Annotated in this window: 9 protein-coding genes; 6 read left to right on the top strand and 3 right to left on the bottom strand. The window is 66.4% G+C overall.

Features of this window, described 5'->3' with window-relative positions:
* Positions 1-2 precede the first annotated feature (2 nt).
* The 3 genes from AB0M22_RS20695 to AB0M22_RS20685 are packed head-to-tail and all read right to left on the bottom strand — an operon-like array spanning position 3 to position 1,329.
* Positions 3-419, bottom strand: coding sequence for a DUF2871 domain-containing protein (locus AB0M22_RS20695; RefSeq protein WP_364728908.1), 417 nt, complete (start codon positions 417-419; stop codon positions 3-5).
* Positions 416-916, bottom strand: coding sequence for an anthrone oxygenase family protein (locus tag AB0M22_RS20690; protein WP_364728905.1), 501 nt, complete (start codon positions 914-916; stop codon positions 416-418). The genes AB0M22_RS20695 and AB0M22_RS20690 overlap by 4 nt, the downstream gene beginning before the upstream one ends.
* Positions 913-1,329, bottom strand: a complete 417-nt coding sequence (locus AB0M22_RS20685) for a DUF4267 domain-containing protein (RefSeq protein WP_364728902.1) — start codon at positions 1,327-1,329, stop codon at positions 913-915. The genes AB0M22_RS20690 and AB0M22_RS20685 overlap by 4 nt, the downstream gene beginning before the upstream one ends.
* Before the next feature lie 196 nt (positions 1,330-1,525).
* On the opposite strand from AB0M22_RS20685, the gene AB0M22_RS20680 reads away from it, so the two are divergent.
* From AB0M22_RS20680 to AB0M22_RS20655, 6 genes are all read left to right on the top strand, one after another.
* Entirely contained in the window at positions 1,526-2,494 is a 969-nt protein-coding gene (locus AB0M22_RS20680) for a LysR substrate-binding domain-containing protein (protein ID WP_364728899.1), read from the top strand.
* A 712-nt stretch (positions 2,495-3,206) separates the two neighbouring features.
* Positions 3,207-4,928 (top strand): non-ribosomal peptide synthetase, encoded by a 1,722-nt coding sequence (locus AB0M22_RS20675; RefSeq protein WP_364728896.1) that lies wholly within the window; start codon positions 3,207-3,209, stop codon positions 4,926-4,928.
* The gene (locus AB0M22_RS20670; protein WP_364728893.1) at positions 4,925-6,196 is read left to right on the top strand and encodes a cytochrome P450; all 1,272 of its coding nucleotides are present in this window, start codon (positions 4,925-4,927) and stop codon (positions 6,194-6,196) included. The genes AB0M22_RS20675 and AB0M22_RS20670 overlap by 4 nt, the downstream gene beginning before the upstream one ends.
* A gap of 4 nt (positions 6,197-6,200) precedes the next feature.
* Positions 6,201-6,977 (top strand): thioesterase domain-containing protein, encoded by a 777-nt coding sequence (locus AB0M22_RS20665; protein ID WP_364728890.1) that lies wholly within the window; start codon positions 6,201-6,203, stop codon positions 6,975-6,977.
* Positions 6,971-8,188 (top strand): MFS transporter, encoded by a 1,218-nt coding sequence (locus AB0M22_RS20660; RefSeq protein WP_364728887.1) that lies wholly within the window; start codon positions 6,971-6,973, stop codon positions 8,186-8,188. Before AB0M22_RS20665 ends, AB0M22_RS20660 begins: the two co-directional genes overlap by 7 nt.
* A complete protein-coding gene (locus tag AB0M22_RS20655) occupies positions 8,185-14,451 on the top strand; it encodes a condensation domain-containing protein (protein WP_364728884.1) in 6,267 nt (2,088 codons plus the stop codon). The genes AB0M22_RS20660 and AB0M22_RS20655 overlap by 4 nt, the downstream gene beginning before the upstream one ends.
* Positions 14,452-14,506: the final 55 nt, after the last annotated feature.

The following is a 14,506-nucleotide window of genomic DNA, read 5'->3' as shown; positions in this document are numbered from 1 at the left end:
GGTCAAACCTCTCCCTTTCGTTGTGCCGGAACCATTTTCCCGAGGTCGACGAAGAACAGAATCAAACCCACGGTCAGCACGATGTGTCCGAGCCCGGCAATGCCGGAGATCGCGACACTGGTGTCGGCACCAACGACAGTCTGGACACCGTGCACGGTCATCACCGCGACAGTCAGCACCAGCCCCGCGTTGTAAACCCAGAAGAACCAATCGAACAGCTTGCCGCCCAGCGCGAACACTTTTGCCAACACCAGCACGATCAGATGGAACAGCATCCCGAGCGCAAGCAGATGCGTGTGCACCACTCCGAGTTGGGAGTCCCCGGTGAAGTCGTACCACTTGGTCAACTCGCGATAGAACAGACCACTGACAACCCCGACGATCATGTAGGCATGCGCCGCGTAATAGATCTTCTTCATAACGCTCCGCGCCGAAAACGTAACAGCGCCAACGCAAAGCACCCCAGCGCACCGACACTCGCGACCGCGCGAGCAATGTTCCAGGCCACCCACGGTCCCTCGAACTGCGCCCGCACCGCGGCCAGATCGGCGATCTGCGCAGGGTCGCCCGCGGCCGCCAGTTTGTCGTTGAGCGGAACGCTGATCCCGGTCGTGATCGCGAACATCAGCAGATAGCAGAAGAACCCGGCGACCGCCCAATTGCGCACCGCCGCGGAACCGGGCCGCCAATTCGTCAGCACGGCGGCCACCGCGGCCGCCAGCCCGCCCATGAACAAGACCATGAACAACGGATTCACGATGACCACATTGATGTTCTGCATGACCTCGACGAAAACACCGTCGCTACTACGCCCCAAGGCAGGCATCACGGAATAGGCGAACCCGGCGAACAACCCCGCCATCAGACCAGCCAGGACCGCAGCCACAACCAGGGTGGCCGCGCGAGCCGCCCTCACTGCGCAACCGCCGGCGCACCGGCGGTCCGCGCGCGCTGCTCACGAAGCAACAGTGCACCGGTGAGTGCGACGAGCACCGCGGTCAGCCCATGCACACCGAGCGCGGTCGCCGTCGACCCCGAATAGCTGAGCACAGTCACCATGTCGCCCAACGGGTTCAGCGCGATGACGAGGGTGACGACACCCAAAGCGAATCGCTGCCGAACCGCGAGCAAAGCGAGGATGATCAACCCGCTCGTGATATCGCGAATGCCCTTGAGATTCAAGAAGGCAACCGCATCCCCCTGCGGCCACTCGGGCAGCCCAAATTGCGGCGCCATGGACGCCGGCGTCAACACGTAACTGACGCCTACATAGATGATGAACGCGGCACCGATCAGCGAAAGCGCGGTGGCCGTGCGGGAGAGATTCAAACTCGTGCTCCAGATGTCGATCGTCGAACTGCCTGCTCAAGGATTCAGAACGGGAGTTGCGGGAACAATGACGTATCAGTCAACCGGCGTTTACCCCTGCTCAACGATCGACCGGAAGGAACAAATCCCCCGTCCCGGCGGTAGTTAGTGGAGCCCTCGAGACGGCGGGCACCGCAACGAGCGAGACGGAGCAGCGATGGAACGGTATGAGATCGAGGCCTTCCTGACGCTCGCCGACGAGCTGCACTTCGGCAAATCCGCTGAGCGGCTCCAGGTTTCGACCGGCCGGGTGAGCCAGACCATCCAGGCGCTCGAACGCCGCATCGGCGCCCCGCTGTTCGAACGCACCAGCCGCCGGGTGACGCTGACCCCGGTCGGTCAACAGTTCCTCGATGACCTGCGCCCCGGCCACGACCTCATCCAACTGGCTGTAGAGCGCGCGACCACCGCGGGCCGGGGCGTGCCCGGTGTGCTCGAGGTCGGCTTCGTCGGCGCAGGCGCCAGCACCTTCCTGCTCGAGGCGGCCGACCGGTTCGCCGACGACCATCCCGGTGCCGACGTCCGAATCCGGGAACTGCCGTTGTTCGAAGGCACGGCCGCCCTGCGCGCGGACCTGGTCGAGATGGTGTTCGTGTTCCAACCCGTGGACGGGACCGGTCTCGGCGTCGGCCCGGTCCTGCGCCGCCTGCCACGCCTGCTCGCCGTCCCGAACGGGCACCCGTTGGCCGCCCGCGACTCCGTGTCACTGAACGACCTGGCCGACATCACGCTGATCGGCGCACCCGATTCGACCCCGCCGGCGGTGGCCGAGGATCGAGTGCCGACGCGCACGCCCGACGGCCGGCCGATCCGACACGGCAAGACCGCCAACACTTTTCACGAAGCCACCGCGCTGGTCGGGGCGGGCGAGGGCGGATTCATCCTCGGCGACGAGGGTTCCTGCTACCGCGCCCACCCGCGCATCACCTACCTCCCCCTCGACGACGCACCACCGCTGGACGGGCGCCTCATCTGGCGCGAATCCCGGGAGAACTCCCGGATCCGAGCCTTCAGCGAGGCGGCGCTGGCGACCAGCCGGAGCGACTGCCGCAGACCACGATCGGCGGAACTGCTCGGGGCCACCACCGGCTCATTGCGGTCCCCGAGCGGTCGACTCTGCCCGTAAGTCTCGCGGGCTCGCGTATTCGGGCAGGCCGCAGGATTCCCGATCAGATCGCTGATCGGGTCGCTGCCCCAGCAATTAATCGGTCGAAATCCTCCGTTTCCGCCGGTCCGCAACCCCTCGAAGATACCGACCAGTCGCTTATAAAGAAGACATGTCAGCATTACCCCCGAAAACTACGGTCTTGTAAGAGTTTATTCCGACTTATATGACCGGGGCGTTATTCCGGCAAAAATGAGACAACTATTGCGCGTTATCACTATGTGATGCAAGTCACATGTGCATTCGGTTGCCGCGACTTTGTAAGATCGATTGTAATGATTCCACTCGGAATCAGGGGAACACCAAGCGCTCACAGGGGGTGAGATATGCACGGACTTTCCGGATGCAACATTCCGGTGCCGGTCGAGGCATCGCGGTTCGGACAGTCCTCAACCTGACTCATCTCGGCCGCGCCACCAGCGCATATGCCGAACTCCACCCGTTCTGACGTCGTCCTACATCGCCCTAGGCTGACGTCGGCAAACCTTGCGGAAGGCCGCGACCGTCATCTTCGGTCGAGCTGTCCGCAAATATCCAGCACCGGGTTTATTAGACTTTCCACGCCCGGTGAGATTTCTCTGTGCGAAAGTCTCGGGCGATCCCCGGGATTGTGAGGCTGACTGTGAACGAACACGCTCTTACATCCCCGCCGGTCATCGGCGAACGATTTACGTTGCTGGCGAAACAGCACCCGGAACGGGTAGCGGTAATCGGCGACGGCGGCCAACTCAGCTACGCCGAACTCGACCGGCGATCCGATGCGCTGGCCCGATATCTGCAAGAGTCCGGCGTACGCCCTGGCGACATCGTCGCAATAGACGCCCGCCGCCGGATTACCACCATCGTCGGACTGCTCGCGATTCTGAAAGCAGGCGCCGGTTACCTCGCACTCGACGAACGTTCGCCGCGCCAACGCCGCGAACTCGTCCTGCGCCAATCGACCGCGACAATCGTCCTGACCCACGACGGCCTGACCCCGGAACTGCCCGCCAACTGCTCCGCGATCTCGCTGGACGCGGACCGCCCGGATCAGACACCCGCACCGGTGACCATCACCGATCTGCACCCGGCTTATCTGGCCTACACCTCGGGCTCCACCGGCACACCAAAGGGCGTGTGCGTACCGCACCGAGCGATTTCGCGCCTGGTCGTCGACACCGATTTCATCTCTGTCACCTCCGACGACGTCTTCCTGCAATTCGCTCCGATCGCATTCGACGCTTCCACCCTGGAGATCTGGGGTGCGCTGCTCAACGGGGCCCAACTCGTCCTCGCGCCCGGCACCGAACTCTCGATCAGCGATCTGACCAAACTCGTCGGCCACTACCGGGTGACCGTGCTCTGGCTGACCGCAGGCCTGTTCCAGCAGGTCACCGACGCCGGCCTGGACGAACTGCGCGGCCTGCGCTACCTGCTCGCCGGTGGTGACGTGCTGTCCCCCGCACACGTCCGGCGGGCCGTGACCACCCTCACCGACACCACGGTGATCAACGGCTACGGCCCCACCGAGAACACGACTTTCACCTGCTGCCACCCCGTCACCGACGTGCCGTCCGGACCGATACCGATCGGCCACCCGATCCGGGGCACCGCTGTCCGCCTGCTCGATGCCCGGCTCACACCGGTACCGGACGGCAGAGCCGGCGAGCTATATGCCACGGGAACCGGTCTGGCCCATGGATATTGGGGCAATCCAGCGCTGACCGCCGCGACCTTCCTCGCCGATCCGGCCGCCGAAATCCCGGGACAGCGGATGTACCGCACGGGCGATCTGGTCCAGCGGCAATCGACCGGAGCGCTCGACTATCTGGGCCGCGCGGACCAGCAGGTGAAGATCCGCGGGTTCCGCATCGAACTCGGCGAGGTCGAGGCCGCGATCGCCGCCCTGCCCGGCGTGGCCGGACTCGCGGTCGTCCCGCAGGAACCGCGCGGCGGCGGAAAACGTTTGTCCGCGTGGATTGTTGGCGAACCGGACCACACATTGTCGAGCCTGGACGTCCGCCGCACACTCACCGAAACACTCCCCTCATACGCGGTCCCCACGCTCATCCGGATCGTCGACGCATTGCCGCTGACCGCCAACGGCAAGATCGATCGGAAGGCCCTGGCCGCCGACCAGCCCACCGAACGCCCACAGCTGACCACCGCCTATCGCGAGCCCTGCACCGCGATGGAAGCGGCCGTAACCACGCTCTGGAGCGACCATTTCGGCATCGCGGGCATCGGCGCGGACGACGACTTCTTCGAGCTCGGCGGCCATTCGCTGCTCGGCGTCCGGATCACCGCCGACCTCGAACGCGAGTACGGCGTCGCCGTCTCCCCGGTCACCTTCTATCTCGATCCGACCCCCGCCGGCCTGGCTACGGCCGTCGAGCAGGGACGGCCTACCGCGTGAAGATCAGCACCGACGTGCGCGCGGCCGTCGACCTCGATCAGATCGACCTGTTCAACCCTCACTTCTTCGCCACCGGCGATCCGCATCCGGTGTGGGCGGCCATGCGGGCCGACGCACCGCTGCATCGCCAGGTGCTGCCCGATGGGCGGTCGTTCCGGTCGGTCACCCGGCACGCGGATGCCTGCCGGGTGCTCGGCGACCATCGCGCCTTCACCTCCGAACGCGGCAGCGTGCTCACCCAGCTCGGGCACGGCGACATCTCGGCCGGCAAGATGCTCGTATCCACCGATCCGCCAAGGCATTCCGAGCTGCGCAGGCCGCTGCAACCGAAGCTTTCGGTGCGCACGATCGCCGCGTGGCAGGACCGGATTCGCGCCGTGGTGCGGCGGTTTCTGGCACCGGCCTCGGCCGGTGCGGCCTGGGATGTCGCACAGCAGGCGTACGAACTGCCGATGACGGTGGCCGGGGCGCTGCTCGGCGTCCCGGAGGCCGACTGGGACAACCTGGTCAAGTGGACCGCGATGGCCGCCGCGCCGGAGGACCCGGAGTTCCAGGTCCGCAACGGGTTCGCCACCCTGGCCATCGCCCATCACCAGCTGTTCGACTACTTCGCCGCGCAGGTCAAACGCCTGCGCAACAGTGAGCCCACCGCCGATCTGCTCGGACACATGGTGAGCATGGACGCCGGCGGCGCACCACTCACCGACGAAGAGGTCATCTACAACTGCTACAGCCTGCTGCTCGGCGCCAATGCCACCACCCCGCACACGGTCAGCGGCACCCTGCTCGCGCTCATCGAGCACCCGGACCAATGGGACGCGGTGCGCGCCGACCCCGCACTGATCCCCCGCCTCGTCGAGGAGGGGCTGCGCTGGACTTCGCCCGCCAACAGCTTCCTGCGCTACGCGAGCGTGGATACCGAGCTGAGTGGCGGGCTGGTCGAGGCGGGTGAGGCAGTCGCGGTCTGGATCGGATCGGCCAATCGCGACGAATCGGTGTTCGCCGACCCGTACCGTTTCGACGTCACCCGAACCGACAACCGCCACATCGCCTTCGGCCACGGACCGCACTACTGTCTCGGCGCACCGTTGGCGCGGTTGACCTTTCGGGTGCTGTTCGAAGAGCTGTTCGGGCGGTTCACCGGCGTCGAGCCGGTGGCGCCGCCGCAACACCTGGCCTCCGTCTTCATTGCCGGGATGACGCACTTCCTGATCCGGACCCCGATGAACCAGTCCGGCGAAAGCCGGCACTTCAACGAAGGGATGTAACTCAGTGACTTCAGATACCACCCTCCGCGACACCACACCTCTGACCCGCTGGCTGCTCCGCCTACCCGACGACGACGCGACCGCCCGGATCTTCTGCTTCCCGTATTCCGGGGTCGGCGGATCCATGTTCAACCAGTGGCCGCGGCGCATCGGCGGCATCGAGGTCTGCTCCATCCAACTGCCCGGACGCGAAAACCGGCTCCGGGAAAGGCATTACGGCACTTACGCGGATCTGGCCGAGGTGCTCGTGGACCAGCTGCTGCCGCACCTGGATCGGCCCTTCGCCTTCTTCGGGCACTGCGCCGGCGCGCTGCCCGCCTTCGAGACCGCCCGGCTGCTGGCCGAACGCGGACTCCCGACGCCGCAACAGTTGTTCGTCTCCGCGCAGGTCGCGCCGCACGACTGCCCGCACGACCGGTTCCTGGACATGTCCGACGACGAGCTGCGCGCGGAACTGGAATTCCTCACCGCCACCCGCGGCGGACTGGTGCACCCGCAGTTGATCGAGCTGGGCCTGGCCATCCTGCACGAGGATCTGACCGCCAACCGGGTCTACCGCAGGTCCGCGCCGATCGAGGTGCCGTTCCCGATCACCGTGCTGCACTGGTCCGAGGATCCCGAGGTGACCGCGGCGGAACTGCGTGGCTGGCAACACTATTCGGCCGACGTCCGGTTCCCGGTGGTCGAGGGTGGTCACTACGACTTCCTCAGCGCGCCGGAACCGTTGCTGGAACACCTGTCCGAACCGTTCGCGCATGCGCACGGGACGTGCCAATGCTGAAAACCATGGCGCAGGTGCCCGGCTTCCGCCGCCTGCTGCTCGGGCGCACGCTGTCGTTCCTGGCCACCGCCCTCGTGCCGATGGCTCTCACCCTCGCGGTGATCGACGCCACCGGACGAGGCAGCGACCTCGGCATCGTGCTCGCGGCAGAGTTGTTGCCGCAGTTGGTGTTACTGCCGATCGGCGGGGTGCTCGCCGATCGATACCCGCCGCAGAAGGTGGCGTTCGCCGCGGACCTGACGCGCGGGCTCGCCCAGCTCGGCATCGGCATCGAATTGCTGTGCGGCGTAGTGCGAATCACCGATCTGGTGATCCTCTCGGCGATCACCGGCATCGGCGTCGCCTTCGGCATGCCGACGATGTCGCCGCTGGTCTTCGCGACGGTGCCGCAGGCACATCGGTTGCAGGCCAACAGCTATCTCGGCGTGGTACGCGGCGTCACCCTGGTCGCCGGCCCCGGCGTAGCCGGCGTGCTGACCGTAACCGTCGGTGCGGGTTGGACATTCATCGCCACCGCCGTGCTGTTCGCGGTGGCCGCCTGCACCCTCGGCGGACTCCGGATCGCGCCCAAGCCGGCGATCGAGCATCCGGTGACGTTCTTCCGGCAGCTGGCCGACGGCTGGCTGGAGGTACGCAGCCGAGCGTGGTTCTGGTCGAACCTGATCGGTCACGGCGTCTCCAATCTCGGTGCGGGCGTGCTGATGACGCTCGGACCGTTGATCGCCGTGCACTCGCTCGGCGGCGAGGTGTCCTGGGTGCTGATCTATCAGGCCGGCATGGCCGGGTTGGTGATCGGCTCGCTGATCGCGCCCCGGCTGCGGGCGCAGCGCCCGCTGATCCTGACCTCGATGTGCGGTGCGCTGTTCGCGCTGCCGCTGATCAGCTTCGCGGCACTGGTGCCGAGCTGGGTCGATGCCGTCGCCTACGGTGCCGCGATGTTCGGGGTCGGGCTGCTGAACACGGTGTGGCAGACCACGATGCAGCGCGAGTTCCCGCCGGAAGCGCTGGCTCGCGCCGATTCCTACGACGTTCTGCTGTCCTTGGCCGCCCGCCCGCTCGGCATGTCCGTGGCCGCACCGATCGCCGCGGCCATCGGCAACGCCGTCCCCCTGCTGACCATGGCGGCCCTGGTCGCGGTGGTCAACCTGGCGATCATCGCGCTACCCGATGTGCGGGCGATGACCAGCGAGAAAGAAGCGACACGGCTATGAAGAACCGCGAGGACGCAGCGGCGGTCGCCGTCATCGGCGTCGCCTTCGAACTACCCGGCTGTCCCGACTGGGCCGCGCTGACCACGCTGCTGCGCCACGGCCGGGACACCATGCACCGCTTCCCGGTCGAGCGGGCCGAGGCCACCGGCGTGCTGCGGTCCGCGACCGACCGGGACGGCGGCTGGATCGATGACATCACCGGATTCGACTACCGCTACTTCGGTCTGGCCAAGGCCGAAGCCGAACTGATCGACCCGCGGCAGCGGCGCATGCTGCAACTGGCGTGTGGTGCCATCGGGCATGCGGGTTACGCACCCGCGGAGTTGGCCGGGACGAATACCGCTGTGGTGGTCGGCGGGTACGGGGCTCCGCATCCGAGTCTGTCCGATCTGCTGCCGGTCGAGGAACGCCACAGCGGACAGGCCAAGACCGGCAGTCTGCATGCCTACGCCGCCGGGCGCATCGCGTATCACCTGGATCTGCGCGGCGCGGCGCAGGTGGTGGACACCGCGTGCTCGTCGTTCCTGGTCGCCTTGCACGAGGCGCGCTGGAAACTCGCACGGGGTGAAAGCGATCTGGCGCTGGTCGGCGGCTACGAGATGGTCCTCGGTGCGCTTCCGCAGCGCAGTGCCGACGGCATGGGCGTGCTCTCCCCCGTCGATCGGTGCCGGCCGTTCGACGCGGGAGCCGACGGCACCACCTACGGCGAGGGCGGCGGATTCGTCCTGCTCAAACCGCTCGACGCCGCCCTGCGCGACGGAGACACGGTGCACGCGATACTCCGCGGCAGTGCGGTCAACCAGGACGCGCGGCGCGGTGCGGGACTCACCGCGCCGAGCCCGCAGGCCCAGACCGAGGTCATCACCGCTGCTTTGCGCGACGCGGAAATATCCCCTGCCGCAATCGGATACGTGGAAGCGCACGGCACCGGTACGAAGATCGGCGACCCGATCGAGATCCAGGGGCTGCTCGACGCGTACGCCGGGCAGCTCGAAGGTAGTGGGCCCGCGGTCTCCTCGGTCAAGGCGAACGTCGGCCACCTCGGCTCCATGGCCGCGTTCGCCGGACTCGTCCGCATCCTCGCGCAATTCCGGGCTGGCGAGATCTTCCCGACCGCACACCTGGAACGGCCGAATCCGTTGCTGGACATAGACGGTGGGCCACTGCACCTCGCCGATCGCGTGGAGCCGTGGACCGGCGAAGCACGCTACGCCGCAATCAGCAGCTTCGGATTAAGCGGCACCAACGCGCACATGATCGTCCAAGCGCCGGAGGTGACAGAATCTGTCGACGCCACGCCCATCGGTGCTCAGGTCATCGTGCTCTCAGCCCGCAGCAGCGCAGGTCTACGCGCCCACGTACAGGCCCTGCACGATCAGGTCGCCACCGATCCGAGTGCATTCGATCTCGCCGCCGCAGCGGCCGTGTTGTCTATGGGCCGTGAGCATTTCGCGCACCGACACGCCTGGGTCGTGCACGATGCGAAGGAACTGCTCGATCAGCTTGCCGACACGTTGGCCGCACCCGACACCCACCAAGGACCACCAGATCCTGCCCCGGTAGTCATCGCCCTCGGCGATATCAGCGATGTACCTGCCGACCAACTCCAGGCCGCCGCTGAGACCTTCCTGGCATTCGCTCGCATCGTTGATCAAGCCAAAGCTCATGTGGCAGAAACAGACTGGACGCCAACCCAGCGCGCACTCATCTGGCTACTCGGCGCACACCAAGTCCTCACTGATGCCGGAATCTCTCCAGACCTCCTCCTCACCCACGGCATCGGTGCAACTGCGGCCCGAGTTGCCAACGGCGACGAAGACCTACCAACCGCCCTCACCACCGAAATCCCCGCACCCCGCCCACCGAAAGCCGATGCCCTCACCAAGGCCATGGCCGGCCTGTCCGCCGACCCGGTCATCATCGATCTAGCACCAGGCAGCGAACTGTCGACCCTGCTGGCCGACCACCCCGCCACCGCAGTCACCTCCACGCCCGCGGACGCACTCTGCCACCTGTATCTCGCAGGCCACCAGTTGAATTGGCCCAAAACTTTGGGCCAGAAACCTCCCCGACGACTCGAACTCCCAGTCGCCCCGCTGGCCGAAGTGCACTGCTGGCCCACCGTCGCCCCATCCCCCACCGCCACAACAACATCCACCACCGCACCGCCTCCGCCCACCGACGGCACATCACCCATCACCGTCACGCCATCCGCCGTCGCGGCACCCGACAACACATCGCTTGCTACTGCCGCAGCACTCACCACCGCAGTACCTACCGTCCACGCGGCTTCCGCCACTGCATCCACAGACGGCGCAACGTCTACCGACGCATCACCCACCACCGGCGCGCCTCGAAATCCGGCACCCTCGGTCGCCGAGGTCGTGATCGCATTGGCGAGGGAGGTGCTCAAAGAACCGGGGCTTCAGCCGGAAGACGACTTCTTCGACGTCGGCGGCACCTCGCTCAACGGGGCACAGTGGGTTGCTCGGATCAACGAACGGTTCGGCACCGATCTCGGGGTACTCGATCTGTACGACTACCAGGATCTGGGCGAGACCGCAGCAGCCGTCGCCGAGCTGGTCGGTGAAAGCTCGTCCACCGCATCAATCACCGTCAGCGCAACGCCCACCGACGCATCGCCGACTGCGGCCGCACCGCCGACGGGAAGCGGATCATCCACCGCTGCTTCGCTATTCACCACCGCCACACCGCTCGCCGACGAATCACTCAACGGCAAAGCGGGTTCCTCCAGCGGCGCGGGTTCCGCTAGCCGCCCGGCGTCTACCAGCGACGCAGCGTCTACCAGCGACGCAGCACCTATTGGTGCTGCACTATCGGCCGGCGCCATGGCGCCCGCCGCTGATCCCGACGCACGTTCTCTCCCGGAGTACTCCGTCGCCGAGGTGGTGATTGCGTTGGCGAGGGAGGTGCTGAAGGAGCCGGGGTTGCGGGCCGAGGATGACTTCTTCGAGGTTGGTGGTACCTCGCTTAACGGGGCGCAGTGGGTGGCTCGGATCAATGAGCGGTTCGGGACCGATTTCGGGGTGCTTGATCTGTACGACTACCAGGATCTGGGTGAGACCGCGGCGGCCGTCGCTGAGTTGGTCGGTGGAACACCCTCCACCACGCCATCCGACGCACTGTCCGTATCACCCGACGCGCTGTCCGTGGCACGCAACGAGGCGCCGGCCATCCACGACGTGCCTTCCGCTGCGATCAATGAGTCGCCTGCGGTGCATGAGGAACCGACCGACGCTGAGCGGACGACGGACTCCCAGCCCAGCAGCTCGCGCGGTGACGTCGGACCCCTTTCTGGGCAACAGATGGCGATCTGGGCTGCTGACCGGCTGGACCCTGACACCGGTGCTTACAACGTCCCTGCCGCGCTGCTGCTCGACGGAGACGTGAACATTGCGGCACTCGCCGAGCGGCTGCGGAATGTCGTTGCGCGGCATCCGATGTTGCGCGCCCGGATCGTGGATACCGCCGATGGCCCCCGGCAGGTGGTCACGCCCGCTGACGAGGCGCACGTGGTGATCACCGAGACGGTGGTCGATCTGACCGGTGCCACTGCGGCTCAGGGGCACGCGGACTTGCTGGACCGTCTGCGTGCGCTGGTCGCCGAGCCGCTGTCGCCCTATGGTCCGTCGAGTCGATATCTGTTGGTGCGAGCCAGGCTCAGCGATGGTGAACAGCAGGTCCTGCTGCCTACCTTTCATCACTTGTTCGTCGACGGCTGGTCGTGGAGCCTGTTGTTCGCCGAATTGGGCGGCGATCCAACGGCACTGCCGATTCCGGAACGCCGCTATCTCGACTACGTCGCCGATCAGCAGGCGCTCCTGGCCGGGCCGGTCGGAGCCGACCTGACCGCCTTCTGGTCGGACTACATGTCCGGCGCACCCTATGCACCCTTGCCCGCCGATCAGGTCGCCGACGAAACATCCGACGGGACAGGCGAACTAGCTGTTCCGATCGACAGCGCCCGCGCCACCCGACTGCACGAACTCGCGCGCCGCGAGCGTTGCAGCCTCAACACCGTGCTCTTGACGGCCTGGATGACACTGCTCCGGCAGATCACCGGCGAGCAGGACGTCTGCGTGGCATTCCCGGCCGCAGGACGCAAACCGATCGATGAACCGGTCGTCGGCAACTACGCCACCACCTTGGTCGTGCGAACGAAAGTACTGCCAGAGCAATCGATCACCGGCCTGCTCACCGCGGTCCGCACCGCCTCGCTACAGGCGCTCGACCATCAGAACCTGCCCACCGATCGACTCCGCCGCATAGCGCGACCCAACTCGGCGGACCCACTGGCGGCCACGATGTTCACCGTCACCAGCGATGTGCGGCCGTTGCAGCGCTTGGGCTCCGACGGCCCGGCCGTCGAACTGCTCGATGTCGGGCAGGGAGGCGCCGCCTTCCCCATCGCGGTCACCGTCCTGGAATACGGCAACCAACTGCGCTGCCGACTGCAATACGACCCGACAATATTCCGCACCAGCACAATTCGCGCCTGGGCTGACGCATACCAGACGTTGCTGGATCGCCTATCGTCGCTGGCACCGGATACTCCGATACAGACCATGTCGATCGGCATCGCGCCGACAACCAGACGCCGACCAGCACAGTCCAGCACCACCAAGCGGCCTGCCGAAAACGCCGCCCCGAATACCGATCTGCATCAACGACTATCCCTGCTGTGGTCCCACTATCTGCACCGCGACCAGGTCGGCATCGAAGACGACTTCTTCGACCTGGGCGGCGACTCGATCTCCGCGATCGCAATCGCCGCCGACGCGGGCACCAACGGAATCGCATTGCGGCCGCGCTACATCCTCCAACTGCGGACGATCGCCGCCGTCGCCGCCACTATCACCGAGCGCGAAAGCACCCAAGCCCAAACCGATTCCGTTGACGCTCCCCCGGTCCAGCCGGAAGAGCACACCGCAGCCGACCCGACCCCACCACAGCTGGAATTCCTCGCCCGCGGCGTACCGACCCCGGACCACTGGAACCACGGCGTGCGCTACACCTTGCGACACAACACCGAAACCGAAACCGTCGAGCGCGGCGTGCGGGACCTGGCGCTCCGCCACCCCGCCCTACGCGCCCGATTACGCACCGTCGCCGGCAACTGGCAGTTGTTACCCGATGGCGCACCACCCGAAGTCACCGAATTCGACCTCACCGCAGCAGATCCCGCCGATCTCCCGAACCTGGTGCACAACGCGGCAACCGAACTGCACCGCACCCTCAGCCTGTCCGACGGTCCCGTCTGCCGAGCGGGCGTCTTCCGCACCCCGGCGGGCCACGGCGACCAACTCGTGCTGGTGATCCACCACACCATGGTCGACCTTTACTCGTGGAACGTTGTGACAGAGGACCTTTCGGCCCTACTCGCCGGAACGAACACCGCCGAACTCCCCCCGCCCAGCTCCAGCTATTTCGACTGGGCCCGACGACTAGCGAACCTGGTCCGCACCAACCCGAACACCTTCGACGCCAGCTACTGGCTGGACCGCACTTGGGGCGACGGCACGCAACTACGTCTCGTCGACAACGAGTCGTTCGGCGTCGAGGGCAACACCGGCGAACTGGTCACCGAATTCCCAGCCCCCGACCAGGTTCCCGGCCTCAGCCGCGCCGAACAGCTCCTGGCCACCCTGGGCGCCGCCCTACAGCACTGGCTCGGCGTACGCGGCGGCGAAATCGCCATCCAACTCGTCGGCCACGGCCGCGAGGATCTGTTCATCGACCTCGACCTCGGCCGCACCGTCGGCTATTTCAACACCACCTACCCGTTCGCCCTCGGCCTCCCCGGCCGCCGCACCCCCGCCGACCACGCTGCCTTCGTCGCCGAACAGCTCCGCTCGATCCCCGGGCGCGGCTTCGACTTCGAGCCGCTGCGCAGGTTCCATCCCGATGCGGCCATCCGCACCGCTCTGGAGCAGGTCGGCACCCCCACGGTGCAGTTCTCCTTCTGGGGCACCCCCGAATTCCTGTCCGCAGAAGAAGATCCCACCGACGCACTCACCAACGCCGACAACGAACTCGTCGGCCAGGACCGCCCCGACGACATGCCACGCCCCTGCGCGATCGAGGTCTACCCCATGCTCGTCGCCGACCAGGTCCGCGTGCAGTGGCGCTACAGCGGCGAAATGTTCACCCCCGACCGGATTCTCGCGCTCGCGGAAGCCTTCGGCGCGGCCTTGGCCACGCCCGCACCAATGATTCACCAGAACACAGGAGTTGCCAGATGAGGATATTGTCACGCCGAATCCGCTTGCGGCAGAGGCACTTCGCTGCGAAGTGCCT

The sequence above is a fragment of the Nocardia sp. NPDC051756 genome (assembly GCF_040681495.1).
Classification (GTDB): Bacteria; Actinomycetota; Actinomycetes; order Mycobacteriales; family Mycobacteriaceae; genus Nocardia.
The sequence above is the reverse complement of the archived record's forward strand: the minus strand, read 5'-3'. Positions and strand labels throughout refer to the sequence as shown.